The sequence below is a fragment of the Corynebacterium tuberculostearicum genome, assembly GCF_013408445.1.
Classification (GTDB): domain Bacteria; phylum Actinomycetota; class Actinomycetes; order Mycobacteriales; family Mycobacteriaceae; genus Corynebacterium; species Corynebacterium tuberculostearicum.
On sequence record NZ_JACBZL010000001.1, the window covers coordinates 1,274,403 to 1,290,135 of the forward strand.

The 15,733-nt window shown below is 62.1% G+C and carries 17 protein-coding genes and 1 tRNA gene; 5 read left to right on the top strand and 13 right to left on the bottom strand.

Annotation, left to right across the window (positions count from 1 at the left end):
- Positions 1–50 precede the first annotated feature (50 nt).
- Positions 51–132 (bottom strand) — tRNA-Leu (locus BJ985_RS06030).
- Between the two features lie 90 nt (positions 133–222).
- Here BJ985_RS06030 and BJ985_RS06035 point away from each other — a divergent pair.
- Positions 223–645: a hypothetical protein gene (locus BJ985_RS06035; protein WP_236587108.1), complete on the top strand. Its 423-nt coding sequence runs from the start codon at positions 223–225 to the stop codon at positions 643–645.
- Positions 646–647: 2 nt separating this feature from the next.
- Positions 648–992, top strand: a complete 345-nt coding sequence (locus BJ985_RS06040) for a DUF3817 domain-containing protein (RefSeq protein ID WP_179386919.1) — start codon at positions 648–650, stop codon at positions 990–992.
- Here BJ985_RS06040 and rdgB read toward each other — a convergent pair.
- From rdgB to clpS, 8 genes are all read right to left on the bottom strand, one after another.
- Positions 989–1,597: an RdgB/HAM1 family non-canonical purine NTP pyrophosphatase gene (rdgB, locus tag BJ985_RS06045; RefSeq protein ID WP_005327300.1), complete on the bottom strand. Its 609-nt coding sequence runs from the start codon at positions 1,595–1,597 to the stop codon at positions 989–991. The genes BJ985_RS06040 and rdgB overlap by 4 nt on opposite strands.
- Entirely contained in the window at positions 1,591–2,319 is a 729-nt protein-coding gene (gene rph, locus BJ985_RS06050; protein ID WP_005323955.1) for a ribonuclease PH, read from the bottom strand. Before rph ends, rdgB begins: the two co-directional genes overlap by 7 nt.
- A 15-nt stretch (positions 2,320–2,334) precedes the next feature.
- The gene (locus tag BJ985_RS06055) at positions 2,335–3,096 is read right to left on the bottom strand and encodes an MBL fold metallo-hydrolase (RefSeq protein WP_179386920.1); all 762 of its coding nucleotides are present in this window, start codon (positions 3,094–3,096) and stop codon (positions 2,335–2,337) included.
- A 71-nt stretch (positions 3,097–3,167) separates the two neighbouring features.
- Complete coding sequence (gene murI, locus BJ985_RS06060) at positions 3,168–3,947, bottom strand: glutamate racemase (protein WP_179386921.1); 780 nt, start codon at positions 3,945–3,947, stop codon at positions 3,168–3,170.
- Positions 3,947–4,600, bottom strand: a complete 654-nt coding sequence (locus BJ985_RS06065) for a rhomboid family intramembrane serine protease (RefSeq protein WP_005323951.1) — start codon at positions 4,598–4,600, stop codon at positions 3,947–3,949. Before BJ985_RS06065 ends, murI begins: the two co-directional genes overlap by 1 nt.
- Positions 4,601–4,613: 13 nt before the next feature.
- A complete protein-coding gene (locus BJ985_RS06070; protein WP_179387590.1) occupies positions 4,614–5,540 on the bottom strand; it encodes a P1 family peptidase in 927 nt (308 codons plus the stop codon).
- On the bottom strand, positions 5,540–6,076 hold the full coding sequence (locus BJ985_RS06075; RefSeq protein ID WP_005327313.1) for a DUF2017 domain-containing protein: 537 nt from the start codon (positions 6,074–6,076) through the stop codon (positions 5,540–5,542). The genes BJ985_RS06070 and BJ985_RS06075 overlap by 1 nt, the downstream gene beginning before the upstream one ends.
- A gap of 4 nt (positions 6,077–6,080) precedes the next feature.
- Positions 6,081–6,407: an ATP-dependent Clp protease adapter ClpS gene (gene clpS / locus BJ985_RS06080; protein WP_005323948.1), complete on the bottom strand. Its 327-nt coding sequence runs from the start codon at positions 6,405–6,407 to the stop codon at positions 6,081–6,083.
- A gap of 122 nt (positions 6,408–6,529) precedes the next feature.
- On the opposite strand from clpS, the gene BJ985_RS06085 reads away from it, so the two are divergent.
- Positions 6,530–7,858, top strand: coding sequence for a nicotinate phosphoribosyltransferase (locus BJ985_RS06085; protein WP_179386922.1), 1,329 nt, complete (start codon positions 6,530–6,532; stop codon positions 7,856–7,858).
- An 18-nt stretch (positions 7,859–7,876) separates the two neighbouring features.
- Entirely contained in the window at positions 7,877–9,856 is a 1,980-nt protein-coding gene (locus BJ985_RS06090) for an ATP-dependent DNA helicase (protein ID WP_179386923.1), read from the top strand.
- On the opposite strand, the gene BJ985_RS06095 is transcribed toward BJ985_RS06090, so the two are convergent.
- The 4 genes from BJ985_RS06095 to nrdF form a co-directional block, all read right to left on the bottom strand.
- On the bottom strand, positions 9,822–10,553 hold the full coding sequence (locus tag BJ985_RS06095) for an aminoacyl-tRNA hydrolase (RefSeq protein ID WP_179386924.1): 732 nt from the start codon (positions 10,551–10,553) through the stop codon (positions 9,822–9,824). The two genes, BJ985_RS06090 and BJ985_RS06095, sit on opposite strands and share 35 nt — an antisense overlap.
- Entirely contained in the window at positions 10,546–11,736 is a 1,191-nt protein-coding gene (serB, locus tag BJ985_RS06100) for a phosphoserine phosphatase SerB (protein WP_179386925.1), read from the bottom strand. The genes BJ985_RS06095 and serB overlap by 8 nt, the downstream gene beginning before the upstream one ends.
- A gap of 103 nt (positions 11,737–11,839) precedes the next feature.
- Positions 11,840–13,534: an aa3-type cytochrome oxidase subunit I gene (gene ctaD / locus BJ985_RS06105; RefSeq protein ID WP_179386926.1), complete on the bottom strand. Its 1,695-nt coding sequence runs from the start codon at positions 13,532–13,534 to the stop codon at positions 11,840–11,842.
- Between the two features lie 342 nt (positions 13,535–13,876).
- Positions 13,877–14,866, bottom strand: a complete 990-nt coding sequence (nrdF, locus tag BJ985_RS06110) for a class 1b ribonucleoside-diphosphate reductase subunit beta (RefSeq protein ID WP_179386927.1) — start codon at positions 14,864–14,866, stop codon at positions 13,877–13,879.
- Positions 14,867–15,012: 146 nt separating this feature from the next.
- Here nrdF and BJ985_RS06115 point away from each other — a divergent pair, with 146 nt between their 5' ends.
- Positions 15,013–15,708, top strand: coding sequence for a FadR/GntR family transcriptional regulator (locus BJ985_RS06115; RefSeq protein WP_179386928.1), 696 nt, complete (start codon positions 15,013–15,015; stop codon positions 15,706–15,708).
- The last annotated feature ends 25 nt before the right edge of the window (positions 15,709–15,733 follow it).

Consider the following 15,733-nt stretch of genomic DNA (forward strand, 5'->3'; position numbering starts at 1 on the left):
CGGTGATATGCGAAAGCGCCGCCAGCTTCGAGAGCCAGCGGCGCCGATAGTGCGCCCGGTGAGACTTGAACTCACACGTCATAAGACACTAGAACCTAAATCTAGCGCGTCTGCCAATTCCGCCACGGGCGCGGGGGACTTGCCATAGTGTACACGGCACGCCGTCAATCCAGAAACCAGGGGTGTTCTGTTTTCCGGCCGCTGGTGGGTAGGGTGGAACGCGTGAGCACTCAAGAGGAAAAGAAGAACAAGCGCGTGCAGGTGCGGTGGTGGCACATCCTCCTCATCGCGATTTTCGTCGTGCTCTTCCTATTCCTGGCCTATTGGCAATGGACGCGCTTCCGCTCCGGCTCGGGCACCTTCCAAAACTTGGGCTATGCCTTCCAGTGGCCACTGTTCGCCGTGTTCGTGGTCTATGCCTATCGCACCACGCTGCGCTATGAAAACGAGCGCCTCGCGGCCGAGGAAGAAGCCCGCGACATGGATAGCACCACCACTGAGGCCCCGGCTGAGTCTCCTGCACAGCCGCAGGCAGATACCAAAATCGATGAGGATTTCCTGCCCCAGCGGCCTCAAATAGATGTGGACACGTTCAACGCCATGAATACCCCGCGCCGCCGGCGCGGCGAGAATGAAGAAAGCTGATTATGACCAATAAAGTTCACCCCGCCCGCCAGGCCCGCATCCGCGGACCTTTGAAGTTTTTCTCCATCGCGGCCACCGTGACCGGTATCTTCCTGATTATCCTGGTCATCCGCATGGTCTGCCAGTACCTCATCGGCATGGAGATCCCAGAATGGGCCACCTATATCGCGATCGTGCACGGCATCGCGTACATGACCTACCTGCTGTCCATCCTGATCCTCGGCCCGCGCGCGCTGTGGCCGGTGGGCAAGCTCTTTACCACCGCCCTCGCCGGCGTGGTGCCCTTCCTGTCCTTCTGGATGGAGCACAAGCGCCGCAAGGAGATTAAGGAGGAGTTCCAGCTCTAGGAACTGCGAACCAGCTCCGCGATGGCGGGGACTAGTTGACTTAGAGCGCGGCCGCGATGCGAGACCGCGTTCTTTTCTTCTGGGGACATCTCCGCGGCCGACCGGGACTCGCCTTCTGGCTGAAAGAGCGGGTCATAGCCAAAGCCGTTGTCCCCGCGCGGCTCGCGCAGGAAGCGGCCTTCCCAGCGGCCCTCGGCCACGTGCTCGGTGCCATCGGGAGTCACGAGCGCGCAGACGGAGACAAAGGCGGCGGCGCGGCGCTCATCGGGGACATCGGCCATCTGTGCCAAGACCAGGTCATTATTGGCCTGGTCATTGCCGTGCTGGCCGGACCAGCGGGCGGAAAGCACGCCGGGCATGCCGTTGAGCTCTTCGATGGCCAGGCCGGAATCATCCGCGACGGTAGCAAAGCCGGTAGCGGCCGCGCCGGCGCGGGCCTTGATGAGCGCGTTATCGGCAAAGGTGCGGCCGTCCTCCACCGGCTCTGGGTAGGGCTCCACGGCGGATAGCGGGCGCAGCTCGACGCCCTCGATGCCGGCATCGGCCAAGATGCGCTCGAGCTCCGCGAGCTTTTTCGGGTTATTGGACGCGACGAGAATTACCACCCCAGCGCCGCCTTCTGTGCGGCGATGAGCTCGCGGCAGCCCTTCTGCGCTACGTCGAGCATCTCGTTGAGTTCCTCGCGGCCAAAGAGGCCGTGCTCGCCGGTGCCCTGGATTTCCACGAAGTCACCGGATTCTTGCATCACCACGTTGAGGTCGACCTCCGCGCGGGAATCTTCCTCATAAGGCAGGTCGAGGCAGATTTCGCCATCAATGATGCCGACCGAGACCGCGGCGATGGGATCGAGCAGCGGCTCGCCGGGGACGACGCCCTCGGCCTTGAGGTGTGCGATGGCGTCGGCAAGCGCAACATAGGCGCCGGTGATAGACGCAGTGCGGGTGCCGCCATCGGCCTGCAGGACGTCGCAGTCGAGCTGGATGGTGTTCTCGCCCAGCTCCTCCAAGTCCACCGCAGCGCGCAGGGAACGGCCGACGAGGCGGGAAATCTCATGGGTGCGGCCCTTGACCTTGCCCTTCATGGATTCGCGCGGCATGCGATCGTGGGTGGCGGAAGGCAACATGGCGTACTCGGCGGTAAGCCAGCCTTCGCCCGAATCACGCTTGAAGCGCGGCACGCCGTATTCCACAGATGCGGTGCACATGACGCGGGTATTGCCAAACTCCACCAGCACCGAGCCGGCCGGGTTGGTGGTGAAATTGCGGGTAATGCGGACGCTGCGCATCTGGTCCAGCGCGCGCCCATCGGCACGAGTAAATTCAGTCATGCCGTCCAGCGTATCTTAGAACTCCATCCCCGCGGCGCCGAGGACAATCTCGCCAGCAAATTCGGAGCGGGCTGCCTCCAAAGTAGCTTGCGCATCGCCCCACGGCTGAATGTGGATGAGCACCAGCTTGCTCACCCCCGCCTCGCGCGCCGCCCTACCGGCTTCCGCGCCCGACATGTGCATGTCCGGCGCCTTGCCCTCAGAGGTCTCGCCCCAGGCCGCCTCGCAGAGGAAGATATCGGCACCACGGGCGGCTTCGACAAGCGCGGGCGTATACGAAGAGTCACCGGAATAGGTAATGGTCTGCCCCGTCTTCGTGTGCTCCACGCGCAAGGCATAGGCCTCTACCGGGTGATTTACCGGGAAGGGGGTGATATAGACATCGTCCACGAGCTGTCGCTCGCCCGGCTCCCAGGCGCTAAAGGCGAAGGTATCGGACATGTCATCGATGCCATCGACCTCATCGGAGGACAGGCGGCCCAGATGCGTAGGCGTAGCCTTCGGCCCGAAGCACATATTGCGCGAAGCCGCCGGCGCCGTGGGATGGAAGCGGCGCCACACCATCAGGGAAGGAAAATCCAGGCAGTGATCGGCATGCAGATGGCTAAAGGCCACGTGCGCATCACAAGGATCCTGCTGCTGTTCCAGCTGCGCCAAGGTGCCAGGGCCCATGTCGAGGACGATGGACGGCGCATTATCGAAGGACAGCAAGTAGCCGGAGGCGGGATTTTGGGCGGTGGGGACGCTACCGGAGCAGCCTAGGATGGTCAGCTTCATGGGCTCAATAGTTCCATGAATTCGCCCCGCATGCGTACTCAACGTGCAAACGGGGGAGAAATTGCGCTCCCCTATGCAATCTGGGGGCCGAGAAAGCGCGTGGCAAGGCGGGCAAAGGCTTCCGGATCGCCGGTGGATTCAAAAGTGTGGACCGGCTGATTATCTGCGGGGGCCAACATCTCCGTTTCCGTGAGAATCCGCATCACGTCCTTAGTGGTCTCCTCCGAGGAGGTCACCAGCGAAACATTTTCGCCCATCGCCAGCTGGATAATGCCGGTCAACAGCGGATAGTGCGTGCAGCCCAAGACCAGCGTGTCCACCCCTTTTGCCTGCAGCGGGGCCAGGTAGCCCTCGGCGACGCCGAGAATCTGGCGGCCGGCGGTAATGCCGCGCTCGACAAAGGGAACAAAATCCGGGCAGGCGGTGGCAAAGGCCTGCACCTTGGGGTTGAGCGCAAAGAGATCCTGATAGGCGCCAGACTTGATGGTGCCTTCGGTGCCGATGACACCGATTTTTCCGTTGCGCGTGGTGGACATGGCACGGCGCACCGCGGGCCGGATGACCTCCACGATGGGGATATCGTAGCGCTCGCGCGCATCGTGCAAGAAGGCGGCGGTGGCGGTATTGCACGCGATGACAAGCATTTTGCAGCCGCGCTCGACCAGCCGATCGGCCACGCCTTGAGAAAAGGCGCGGACTTCCGAGATGGGCCGCGGGCCATATGGACTGTGGGCGGTATCGCCGGTATAGATGACGGATTCGTGCGGCAGCTGTTCCATCACCGCGCGGGCCACGGTGAGCCCGCCCACGCCGGAATCAAAGATGCCGATGGGAGAGGTCGCAGTTGGCATTAGCGCTTCACTGCCTTAACCGGGTCGTCCGAGGTAATGGTCATGCCAGCGAGGATTCCGCCGATGGCACCGAAGAGGTGGCCCTGCCAGCTCACGCCCTCGTAGACGGGCAGCACGCCCCACACCAGACCGGAATAGGCGAAGCCGAGCACGATGCCCAAGATGGTCTGGATGAGCGAGCGGTTAAAAATTCCGCGCACAATCAGATATGCCAACCAGCCATAGACCAAGCTGGAAGCACCGATATGCGAGGTACCGGGGCCGCCGATAAACCAGGTTCCAAGGCCCGCAACCAGTGTGGTGATCAGCGTGACCTCCCACCAGGCCTTGCGGCCGGAAAGGCCGATAAGGAAGCAGAAGATGGCGCCGGGCACCGAGTTGGACATCAAGTGCTCAAAGTTCGCGTGGAGCAACGGGGCGGTGACAATGCCCCAGATGCCATTGAAATCCAGCGGGCGAATGCCGTAGTTAGAAAGCTGGCCGCCGAACAGAAAGGCGTTGATGATGTGGACCGCCCACTCCACCACGAGGAAACCAAAGGCTATAGAAAAGCCGGTGGTGATGCGGCCACTGCGGGTGTAGTTCTTGGAATCGCCGCGATTGACCTGTCCCGTGGGCGCCGGCCGGTAGTTAGATGTTCCACCTGAAGTCATAATGCGCCTTATCTTAGTCCAGCAGATCGCGGTACGCGCTCAAGCCTAGGCCGGGGTCGGCGGCGGTGACCGCGTTGACGATGGCTTCTTCCACGGCATCGGCGGCCGCGGCGCACAGCTGGGTTACCATCTGCGTACTCAGGTCGGCCGGGCGTTTGGCGGTGGACAGGGCAAAGATCGTATCCCCATCCAGCGGCGAATGCGCAGGACGTACCGCACGGGCGATGCCATCGTGGGCAGTCATGGCCAGGCGTTGGGCTTGGGCGGTGGTAACGGGGGCGTCGGTAAGCACGGCGCCGATGGTGGTATTGAGCTTGGACTCCGCTGGGTGCGGCAAGGCGCGGTAGGCGGCAGCATTGACCGGGGTGCGCCCCGGCGCGCCGTACAGCCGGCCGGATTGCGGCTCAATGACCTCGCCCACGGGATTGGCAACCATCGCGGCGCTGACCTCGTAGTCACCCACCCGGCGGGTGGCCAGCCCGAAGCCGCCCCGCAGCTTGCCCGCGGTAGCGCCCACGCCGGCTCCCACCGAACCCATGGATTCGTCGCTGCCCGCGAGCGCAGCTTGCAGTGCAGCCGCGCCTTCTTTCGGCCCAGGGCGGGAAGGCCCGACCAGCAAGTCAAAAATGACTGCGCCGGGAACGATGGGCACGCGCGGCCCAGGCTTGTCCTCGCCGAAGACGGGAAAGCCGATCCCTTGCTCTGCCAGCTCATTCATCACGCCGTCGGCAGCGGCCAGGCCAAAGGCGGAGCCGCCTGCTAACACCACGGCGTGGACGCGCTCGACCGTATTGTGCGGCTGTAAAAGGTCCGTTTCGCGGGTGCCTGGGCCGCCGCCGCGCACATCGACGCTGCCGAGCGCTCCGCCCGGCCCGAAGTAGAGCACTGTGACTCCGGTATCGGTGCCGCTATAGTGCCCGATGCTCATGCCGTCCAGCATTAGTCCATCAGCACCTGCAGCAGCGAATCCTGGCAAAAAGCCAGCCATTCCACGAGGCTATCGCGGTCAGACATCAGGTTGTTATCGGCCACATCGCCCGCCGCGACAAAGAGGCGGAGGTCGTTCAGGCCAGCGACGAAGGCCTGGGCCTCTTGCTCGTTGATAGTAACCTCTACCCCACCGGTAGGTCCGAGGGCAGAGCCAATTACCTGCAGGTTTTCCAGCTTGGCGCGCGCAATGTCGTTTTCATGCAGGGAACGCAGCAACGACGCATCGCCTTCATATTCCTCATCGCCGGGCATTTCAAAGTCCGGGAAGAGACGAGCCAGCGAGGGATCGTCCGGGGCCTCGGTGTGGCCGGTGGGCATGTCCAGCATTTCCGCCAGCTCGTCCTTGGGCGCGGACTGGGCGCGCTTAATGATCGCCTCAGAGACGGTAGCGGTGAGATCGCCCAGCACCTCGCGCTCCATTGGTTCGAATACGGCCGTGATCTTCGGCGCGCGCATGAGGGACTTCTTTTTCTTCCACGGTTGCATCTATTTAACCTGCCTGCTGCATCGTTGCCCACAGACCGGCGATCTGGAGCTTTTTCACGTCCGCTTCAATCTTGTCGCGCTCGCCGCTGGACACGGCGGCTTTGCCCTCGGTGTGGACCTGCATCATGAGTTCATTGGCCCGCTTCTTGTCATAGCCCAACACTGTTTGGAATACATAGGACACGTAGCTCATCAAGTTGACGGGGTCATCCCACACGATGCACATCCACGGCAGGTTCTCGCTCGTGGCTACGTCTACGTCGAGTTCTTCATCCAATTCGGGCGTAGCCATCGGAGAGCTCATCCGGACTACAGGAAATTGCGCCTTCATGCCCTCTAGCCTAACCATATTTGGGAATCTATTGTGGGCCCGCGCAATCTGGCTTCGCACATTCCGGCGCCAAAGAATCTAAACCCCTGAAAACCACCTAGTCAGTGGGTATTATCACTCCCGTGAATGACAAAGCTATCCCTAATGATCGCTCTACTGCACTGCTCACGGATAAATATGAGCTAACGATGCTCCAGGCCGCGCTGCGCGATGGCTCGGCAAACCGCCAGGTCACCTGCGAGGTATTCGGCCGCCGCCTGCCCAATGAGCGCCGCTATGGCGTCGTTGCCGGCACCGAACGCGTCCTGCGCGCAGTGGAGGATTTCCGCTTTTCGGCCAATCAGTTAGCGGAGATGGACTTCCTGGATGAGCAGACCAAGGAGTACCTGCGCCACTACCGCTTTTCCGGGCAGATTGACGGTTACCGCGAGGGCGAGCTTTATTTCCCCAACTCCCCCATCCTGACGGTGCGCGGCACCTTTGGGGAATGCCTGGTTCTTGAGACCGTCATCTTGTCCATCATGAACGCCGATTCCGCGGTGGCTTCGGCCGCCTCCCGCATGGTCACGGCGGCCGACGGCCGCCCCATTATCGAGATGGGCTCGCGCCGCACCCACGAGTATGCGGCGGTAACCTCCGCCCGCGCGGCCTACCTGGCCGGCTTCAATGCCACCTCCAACCTGGAGGCGGGATACCGCTACGGCATCCCGGTCTCCGGCACTGCCGCCCACTCCTGGACCTTGGCGCATACCAACCCGGATGGCACCCCGAACGAAGAGGCCGCATTCCGCTCCCAGATCGACACCCTCGGTGTGGACACCACGCTGTTGGTCGATACCTATGACATCACCAAGGGCGTCGAAACCGCCGTCAAAATAGGTGGCCCGAAGCTCGGCGGCGTTCGCATCGATTCCGGTGACCTGGGTGCGGTTACCCGCCGTGTGCGCAAGCAGCTGGATGATTTGGGCAATCACAACACCAATATCGTGGTCTCTTCTGATCTTGACGAGTTCGCCATTGCCGGCCTGCGCGGCGATCCGGTAGACGTCTACGGCGTCGGCACGTCCGTAGTAACCGGCTCCGGTGCGCCCACCGCGGGCATGGTCTACAAGGTCGTAGAGGTAGACGGCATCCCGGTGGCAAAGCGCTCTTCCTCCAAGCAATCCGTCGGCGGCGCCAAGCGGGCGCTGCGCACCTACCGTTCCTCGGGCGTGGCGGTAGAAGAGATCGTCTACCCCTTCGACGCTCCCGCGCCGGATACCGGCCAGCTCGATACCCGCGAGATGACCATTCCGCTCATGCGCGATGGCCACATCGTCGACGGACTGCCGGATCTGCATGCCTCCCGCGAGTATTTAGCTCAGGCCCGCAAGACCCTGCCATGGGAAGGCCTGGCACTCTCCCGCGATGAAGCGGCCGTGCCCACGCGGATGGTGGGCTTTAAAAAATAGGCCGCTAGACTGTGTGGGGTGAGTGAGCACGCAGATGAGCCCCTAAACCTCGACACGGAAACGCTGCTGGGCAAGGCCGTTGACGCGCTGGGCGGCAGCCGGCGCGAAGGCCAGGTGCGCATGGCCACCGCCGTCTCGGCCGCGCTCGACAAGGAGCGCCACCTAGCTGTGCAGGCCGGTACCGGTACCGGTAAGTCCCTGGCCTATTTGGTCCCGGCTATCCGGCATGCGATGAACTCGGGGTCCACTGTCATCGTCTCCACCGCGACGCTTGCCTTGCAGCGCCAGCTGGTGGAGCGCGATCTGCCGCGGCTTACTGAGGCGCTCGCCCCTGTGATGGAGCGTACGCCCACCTTCGCCATCATGAAGGGCCGCAATAACTACCTGTGCATGAATAAGATTGCGGCTACCCCGGATGATCCGGAAGCTCTTATCGACGAATCCGAGATATCCCACCGCGGCAAGGCCGTGCGCCGTATCCACGAGTGGGCGCAGGAAACCGACACCGGTGACCGCGATGATCTAGAGCCGGGCGTGCCGGACTTGGTGTGGCGGGCGGTATCGGTCACTTCCAACGAGTGCTTGGGCGCGTCGCGCTGCCCGCACGGGCCGGATTGCTTTGCGGAAGAGGCTCGCAGGGCGGCTGCCGACGTCGACATCGTGGTCACCAACCACGCCATGCTCGCCATCGACGCGGTTTCTGAGGCAAATATCTTGCCGGAGCACGACGTCGCCATTATCGATGAGGCCCACGAGCTCGACGGCCGCATAACCTCTGTATCTACCGCGGAGATTACTACCCGCGCCATCAAGATGGCCGCCAACCGCGCGAAGTCGCTGGGCAATGCCGGCAGCCTCTCGGACTTGGCCGAGGAATTTGATGACCTGATGAAAATCCAGGAGCCAGGCCGATGGACCGACTTGGATGAAACCTCACAGGGCCACCTGCGCGCGCTTGCCGACGAATTCCTGCGCGTTAAGTCCCTCATTTCTCGCGCGCCAGAAGGCGAAGCCACCGACGATCCGGAGAAAAACGCCGAGCGCCAAAACTTGAGCAACCACCTCTCCGACCTCGCGCAGGCCGTGGCGCGCATGCTGGAGGTTTTCGCCACCGATGACCCGGCCAAGCAAGACGACGTCGTCTGGCTCGAGCGCGATCCGCGCAGCGACGCCGAGACCCTCGCCGTGGCGCCCCTATCCATCGCCCACATGCTGCGCGAAACCCTCTTTGGGGAACAAACGGTGGTGCTGACCTCAGCCACCCTCGCCCTCGGCGGCCGCTTCGATGCCATGGCCGCCCAGTGGGGCATGCCGAGCGGCACCTACGACACCTTGGACGCGGGCACGCCTTTCGACCCAGCCAAATCCGGCATCCTGTATACCGCCAAACACCTACCCACGCCGGGCCGCGACGGCCTGCCCAAAGAAACCATCGATGAGATCTACGAGCTCATTATGGCCGCCGGCGGGCGCACGCTTGGTCTGTTTTCCTCCCGCCGCGCGGCGGAAGAGGCGGCCACCGCCCTCAAGCCGCGCATCCCCTTTGACCTCTTCGTGCAAGGCGAGGATTCCATCGGCGCCCTGGTAGAGAAATTCTCCCAAAAGGAAAACTCCTGCCTCTTCGGCACGCTTACCCTATGGCAAGGCGTGGACGTGCCGGGGCCGGCCTGTTCGCTGGTCATCATCGACCGCATTCCGTTCCCCCGGCCGGACGATCCCCTGATGCAGGCGCGCGCCCAAGCGGCCGATGCTGCGGGCCGCTCCGGGTTCATGGAGGTCTCCGCCAACCACGCCGCCTTGCTCATGGCACAGGGCGCAGGCCGCCTGCTGCGCCACGTGACCGACCGCGGCGTGGTGGCCGTACTCGATAACCGCTTAGAATATAAGCGCTACGGCAGCTTCCTCAAGGCCTCCATGCCACGCTTTTGGCAGACCACCGACGCGGATACGGTGCGCGGCGCGCTTAAGCGATTGGTCGCCGCAGGGCGCACACGGTAGCCGAGTCCGGCGCAATCTCCGTAAACCCGGCGTCCACGATGACCACGGCGCCATCCTGCGCGCAGGCCGTGCGAAAATCTTCGCCGGACACCTCGCGCACCGAAAGCTCAAAACCGGTATCGGCCCAGGCACGGGCCTCGTCCACCGACATCGCCGCGGCGAGCATCATCGAACCGTGGCCCACCTGCGCTGCGGCCTTGCCGGCAGACATGTCGAGGCTGCGGTCGACGTAGATGACGGGGGCGTCGCCAAGCGGGGCTCCCGGCTCATCATAGGCAAGCTCAGTGTGCCCGATCTGCAGCTTGCCGATGAGCGGATCCACCTCCCCCACGGCCGAAGGCGCGAAGGCCCGGGCACGGTCCGCCACAGTCACGCCCGGCAGGCTCTGCACATCGCGCCAGGCCTTATTGCGCGCCCGGCGGGCGATTTTGCGGATGCGGTGGCCATACCACTGTCCCAGGGCGTGGGCGAAGGCCCCGTCCTCCCCCGCGCGCTCGTCCAAGCACACGGCCACAACGGCGCGAGCGGCCGCCTCCAGCACTTCCGTGCGCGCCGGCGGCTCCTGCTTTGGCAGGTTAAGCGCAATCTGCATCGCTTGGATAGTGGCCGGCTCGTCAGGATTTTCTGGGTCATCGCGCCACGAACGCGAATCACAGGCTTCTACCAAGCGCTGGTGGGCGATTACAAACTTATCCACGAACAACCTCCTCGGCCGGGATTCCCAAGATCTGTAGTACCTCATCCAGCCGCCGGTGGTTCACCGAGGTATCCGCCACTTCTTGCAGAGCCGGCTTAGCGTTAAAGGCGATGCCCAGCCCCGCGGCGGTAATCATATCGATGTCATTGGCGCCGTCGCCCACGGCGACCGTCTGGCGCATGCCCACTCCGGAATCCGCGGCGAACTCCCGCAGGAATTCCTCCTTGGCCTTGCGATCAACCACCTTGCCGGTTACGCGGCCGGTGAGCTTGCTATCGGTGATCTCCAAGGTATTGGCGCGGACGTAATCTAAGTGCATTTCTGCGGCTAGGTCCTCCAGAACTTGGATGAACCCACCGGAGACCACAGCGGTGCGATAACCGATGCGGTTGAGCGTGGCAATGGTCTCACGGGCACCGGGGGTTAGCTGAATCTCGCGGGCTACCTCATCAATGATGGAAGCATCCAGGCCGGCCAGAACGGCCACGCGCTCGCGCAGGGACTCCTCAAAATCCAATTCGCCGCGCATAGCCCGAGCCGTAACGGCGGCAACCTCTTCCTCCTTGCCGGCGTGCGCGGCCAGCATCTCGATGACCTCGCCTTGAATGAGGGTGCTATCGCAGTCGAAGCAGACGAGGCGCTTGGAACGCCGGCCCAGACCCGCAGGTTCAATGGCAATGTCGATACCAATCTGCTGTGCCAGCTCTGCCAGCGCCTGGCGCACGGGTGCCGCGGAACCATCGAGGGACAAGAAAAGCTCCAGCCCGGTCAGCGGAGAGGTGGAAAGCCCGCGGATGCGATCGATATTGGCATCGAAGTTGGCCAATACGCGGGCGACTTCCTCTACGTGATGGGCGGTGACTTCCGCTCCCATGAGGACCACCGCATGCGTGGAGCGAGCTCGCGCGGTGGATTCTTCCTCCCGCACGTCCACGGATACCTGCTGCCCATAGATGCTCAAGGTATTGCGCAACCCCTGTGCAATCTGCTCGGCACGCGCGCCGGGAATGCGGGTATGGGCAGCGAGGGTGATGCGGCCGGAAAAGATAGCCTGTTCGACGTCGATAAGCGCGGCGCTATAAGACGCCAACACGCGGAAGAAGGCCGCCGAGACCCCAGGCTTGTCCGGCCCGGTGGTGGTAATAACGGCATAGGTATCAGCTTGGGTACTCACGCCGCCCATTATCGCACGTGGGGCAAATAAGATACGCCAAAGCCGCCTCCCACGGCCCGTTGCGGGTTGGGAGGCGGCTTAAGTCAGGAGTGCTTTAGCGAGTTATATCGCTTTAGTGGCTACCCACGTGTGCTTCTTCGCGCATGCGCTGAACCATGTGCGGGTAGTGCAGCTCGAAGGCCGGACGCTCGGAGCGGATACGCGGCAGCGACACGAAGTTGTGGCGCGGCGGCGGGCAGGAGGTTGCCCACTCGAGGGAGTTGCCGTAGCCCCATGGGTCATCCACGGTGACGATCTCACCGTAGCGCCAGGACTTGAATACGTTCCACACCAGCGGGATAACGGAAGCGCCGAGGACGAAGGAGAAGATGGTGGAAATCTGGTTGAAGACCGTGAAGCCATCGGACTCCAGGTAGTCAGCGTAACGACGCGGCATACCCATGTTGCCGACCCAGTGCTGGACCAGGAAGGTGCCGTGGAAGCCGATGAAGGTCAGCCAGAAGTGAATCTTGCCCAGACGCTCGTCCAGCATGCGGCCGGTCATCTTCGGGAACCAGAAGTACAGGCCGGCGAAGGCGGAGAACACAACCGTACCGAACAGGGTGTAGTGGAAGTGTGCAATCAAGAAGTAGGACTCAGCCAGGTGGAAGTCCAGTGCCGGGGATGCCAGCATAACGCCGGTCATACCGCCGAAGAGGAAGGTTGCCATGAAGCCCATGGCGAAGATCATCGGGGTATCCCAGGTGATGTGGCCCTTCCACATGGTGCCGACCCAGTTGAAGAACTTAACGCCGGTTGGAACCGCAATCAGGAACGTCATGAAGGAGAAGAACGGCAGCAGGATAGCGCCGGTGACGAACATGTGGTGTGCCCACACAGCCATGGACAGGGAGCCGATGGCCAGCAGTGCGAAGACCAGGCCGATGTAGCCGAAGACCGGCTTGCGGGAGAAGACCGGAACGACCTCAGACACAACGCCGAAGAACGGCAGCGCGAGGACGTAGACCTCAGGGTGGCCGAAGAACCAGAACAGGTGCTGCCACAGGATGCCGCCACCATTAGCGGAATCGTAGATGTGGCCGCCCAGCTTGCGGTCATACAGAACGCCCAGTGCCGCAGCGGTCAGCAGCGGGAAGATCATCAGCACGATGGCGGACGCGGTAAATACTGCCCAGCTGAAGACCGGCAGGCGGAACATGGTCATGCCCGGTGCGCGCAGGGTCAGGATGGTCGTAATCATGTTGACAGCAGAGGCAATGGTACCGACACCGGTAGCGCCCACGCCGACGATCCACATATCCGCGCCGATGCCCGGGGTGTGGACACCATCAGCCAGCGGCATGTACATGGTCCAGCCGAAGTCAGCCGCACCACCTGGGGTTACGAAGCCCAGCAGCATCACGGTGCCGCCCAGCAGGGTAACCCAGAAGCCGAAGGCGTTTAGACGAGGGAAGGCCACGTCCGGCGCACCAATCTGCAGCGGCAGGATGTAGTTACCAAAGCCCCACACGACTGGGGTCGCAAACAGCAGCAGCATCACGGTGCCGTGCATGGTGAACAGCTGATTGAACTGCTCATTGGACAAGAACTGGAGACCCGGGGTGAACAGCTCCGCGCGGATCAACAGTGCCATAAAGCCACCGAGGAAGAAGAAGCTGAAGGACATGATCAAGTACATGATGCCCAGCTGCTTGTGGTCGGTGGTGGTTAGAAATACCCAAGCCTTTGAACCGGTCTTCGCATTACCGGTTGGCTCTGGACGTGTGGGGGCGACGTAATCGTCGACCCGTGGCGCCACAGCGGTCATAAAATCCTCCTGAATAACAAAGTGTCTGTGGACAGACTCCACCTACACCTAGGTTTACTCGCCTTATATTAGGCCATTTTCCCCTGTTCTTTCCAGCTTCCCCCAATACTTCGCCACAAGGCCAAGCCTCACCACTGACCACATCTGCCACATTGCCCCTGCACGTGGCGCGGCCACTATTTCCACCGACGGTTTTCGCCAAAGATCTAGCGTGCTATATGTCACAGCCGCGCCGAATTGTGCGGGCCCAAAACGCAAAAACACACCCCCGCTCGTTATCAACCTTTCGGTTGAGTTCGAGCAGAAGGTGTGCCGCTAAACCACGCTGATCAGCGGGAATGCTTAGAAGTCCCAGTCATCATCCGTGGTGTCCTCAGCCTTGCCGATGACATAGGACGAACCCGAACCAGAGAAGAAGTCATGGTTCTCGTCGGCGTTCGGCGACAACGAGGACAAGATAGCCGGGGAAACGCGGGTCTCATCGGCTGGGAAGAGCCCCTCAAAGCCCAAGTTATTCAGTGCCTTATTGGCGTTGTACCGCAGGAAGCGCTTAACGTCCTCGGTCCAGCCCAGGTCATCGTAGAGATCCTCGGTGTAGTCGATCTCATTGTCATAGAGGTCATAGACCAAGTCGAAGGTGTATTCCTTCAGCTCCGCCTGGCGCTCTTCATCCAGCTGCTTATACGCCTGCTGGAACTTATAACCAATGTAGTAACCATGCACAGCCTCATCGCGGATGATCAGGCGGATGATATCGGCGGTGTTGGTGAGCTTCGCACGGGAGGAGAAGTACATCGGCAGGTAGAAGCCGGAGTAGAACAGGAAGGACTCCAGCAGCGTGGACGCCACCTTTTTCTTCAGCGGATCATCGCCCTTGTAGTAGGACAAGATGATCTTGGCCTTCTTCTGCAGGTTCTCGTTTTCTTCGGACCAGCGGAAGGCATCGTTGATCATCGGCGTGGACGCCAGGGTCATAAAGATATTGGAATAGGACTTGGCGTGCACGGACTCCATGAAGGCGATATTGGTGTAGACCGCTTCCTCATGCAGAGTCTGGGAATCCGGAAGGAGGGAAATCGCACCCACTGTGCCCTGGATGGTATCCAGCAGCGTCAGGCCGGTAAAGACCCGCATGGTGGTTTCCTTTTCCTTCTCCGTCAGCGTCTTCCAGCTAGGCAGGTCATTGGAGACGGGGACCTTTTCTGGCAGCCAGAAATTACCGGTGAGGCGATCCCATACCTCGAGGTCCTTTTCATCCGGGATGCTATTCCAGTTAATGGCCTTAACTGGCTTTTCATGACTAGAAACGTAGTCATCGTACTCGTGCGACACGCGGCGTCACTCCAATACTAAAAACGGACACTTTTAGCTCCCCAGCATACCCAATTCGCCCGCCCTCTAAATCATTGTGGTGGATGCCTCATGCCTATACTGATCCCAGCTATACCCAGTGCCTGCACAGAGAGGATTCACCCACCATGAGCGCCACCCCTCCCCTACTCGGCTCCGTGGTGGATCAACTCGGCGCGGACATCGTGAGCGGAGACCTCGCGGAGGGCGAGCGGTTCCGACTGGGGGACGTCGAAAAGCGTTTTGGCATCTCCCGCACCGTGGCCCGCGAGGCCATGCGTGCCTTGGAGCACCTCGGCATGGTGAGCTCTGGGCGCCGCGTGGGAATCACAGTGCTGCCAATGGATAGGTGGGCGGTATATGACCCAGCGATCATTGGCTGGCGCCTCAACAACGATAAAGCGCGGGGGCAGCAAGTCGCCCGCCTCAACGAACTGCGGCTTGGCATCGAGCCGGTAGCCGCGCGTTTGGCTGCCGGCAATGCCACCGCCCAGCAGCGGGCGGAATTGCTGCGCCTCGCCGCTCGCTTGGCCGAGCTGGAATCCACCCCGTCTCCGCGCGTGGGCGAAGAATTGGAAACCGATCTGCGCTTCCACACCCTCATCCTGCGGGCCTCTGGAAATGAAATGCTGGCCGCGCTTGCCCCTTCCCTGGTGGCGATGCTCAAGGGCAAGTCGGTTTTTGGCTCCCGCAAGCGCGACCCCATCGGCGGCACCACACAGCTGCACATGGAACTGGCACGCGCCATTGACGCCGGGCTTGCCGACGCCGCCGAAGAAACCTCCCGCACCATCCTCGACCGCACCCGGGCAGAAAACGGCTAAGCGCCTCGCTGCACGTCCTTCCCCA

Bases quoted from the DNA above. Each gene is read 5' to 3' on its own strand.
- clpS (WP_005323948.1), bottom strand. From the start codon at position 6,407: ATGAAGGCGCAATTTCCTGTAGTCCGGATGAGCTCTCCGATGGCTACG.
- rph (WP_005323955.1), bottom strand. From the start codon at position 2,319: ATGACTGAATTTACTCGTGCCGATGGGCGCGCGCTGGACCAGATGCGC.
- BJ985_RS06065 (WP_005323951.1), bottom strand. From the start codon at position 4,600: ATGACTTCAGGTGGAACATCTAACTACCGGCCGGCGCCCACGGGACAG.
- BJ985_RS06055 (WP_179386920.1), bottom strand. From the start codon at position 3,096: ATGAAGCTGACCATCCTAGGCTGCTCCGGTAGCGTCCCCACCGCCCAA.
- BJ985_RS06040 (WP_179386919.1), top strand. From the start codon at position 648: ATGACCAATAAAGTTCACCCCGCCCGCCAGGCCCGCATCCGCGGACCT.
- BJ985_RS06115 (WP_179386928.1), top strand. From the start codon at position 15,013: ATGAGCGCCACCCCTCCCCTACTCGGCTCCGTGGTGGATCAACTCGGC.
- ctaD (WP_179386926.1), bottom strand. From the start codon at position 13,534: ATGACCGCTGTGGCGCCACGGGTCGACGATTACGTCGCCCCCACACGT.
- BJ985_RS06075 (WP_005327313.1), bottom strand. From the start codon at position 6,076: ATGCAACCGTGGAAGAAAAAGAAGTCCCTCATGCGCGCGCCGAAGATC.
- BJ985_RS06070 (WP_179387590.1), bottom strand. From the start codon at position 5,540: ATGCTGGACGGCATGAGCATCGGGCACTATAGCGGCACCGATACCGGA.
- serB (WP_179386925.1), bottom strand. From the start codon at position 11,736: ATGGGCGGCGTGAGTACCCAAGCTGATACCTATGCCGTTATTACCACC.
- murI (WP_179386921.1), bottom strand. From the start codon at position 3,947: ATGCCAACTGCGACCTCTCCCATCGGCATCTTTGATTCCGGCGTGGGC.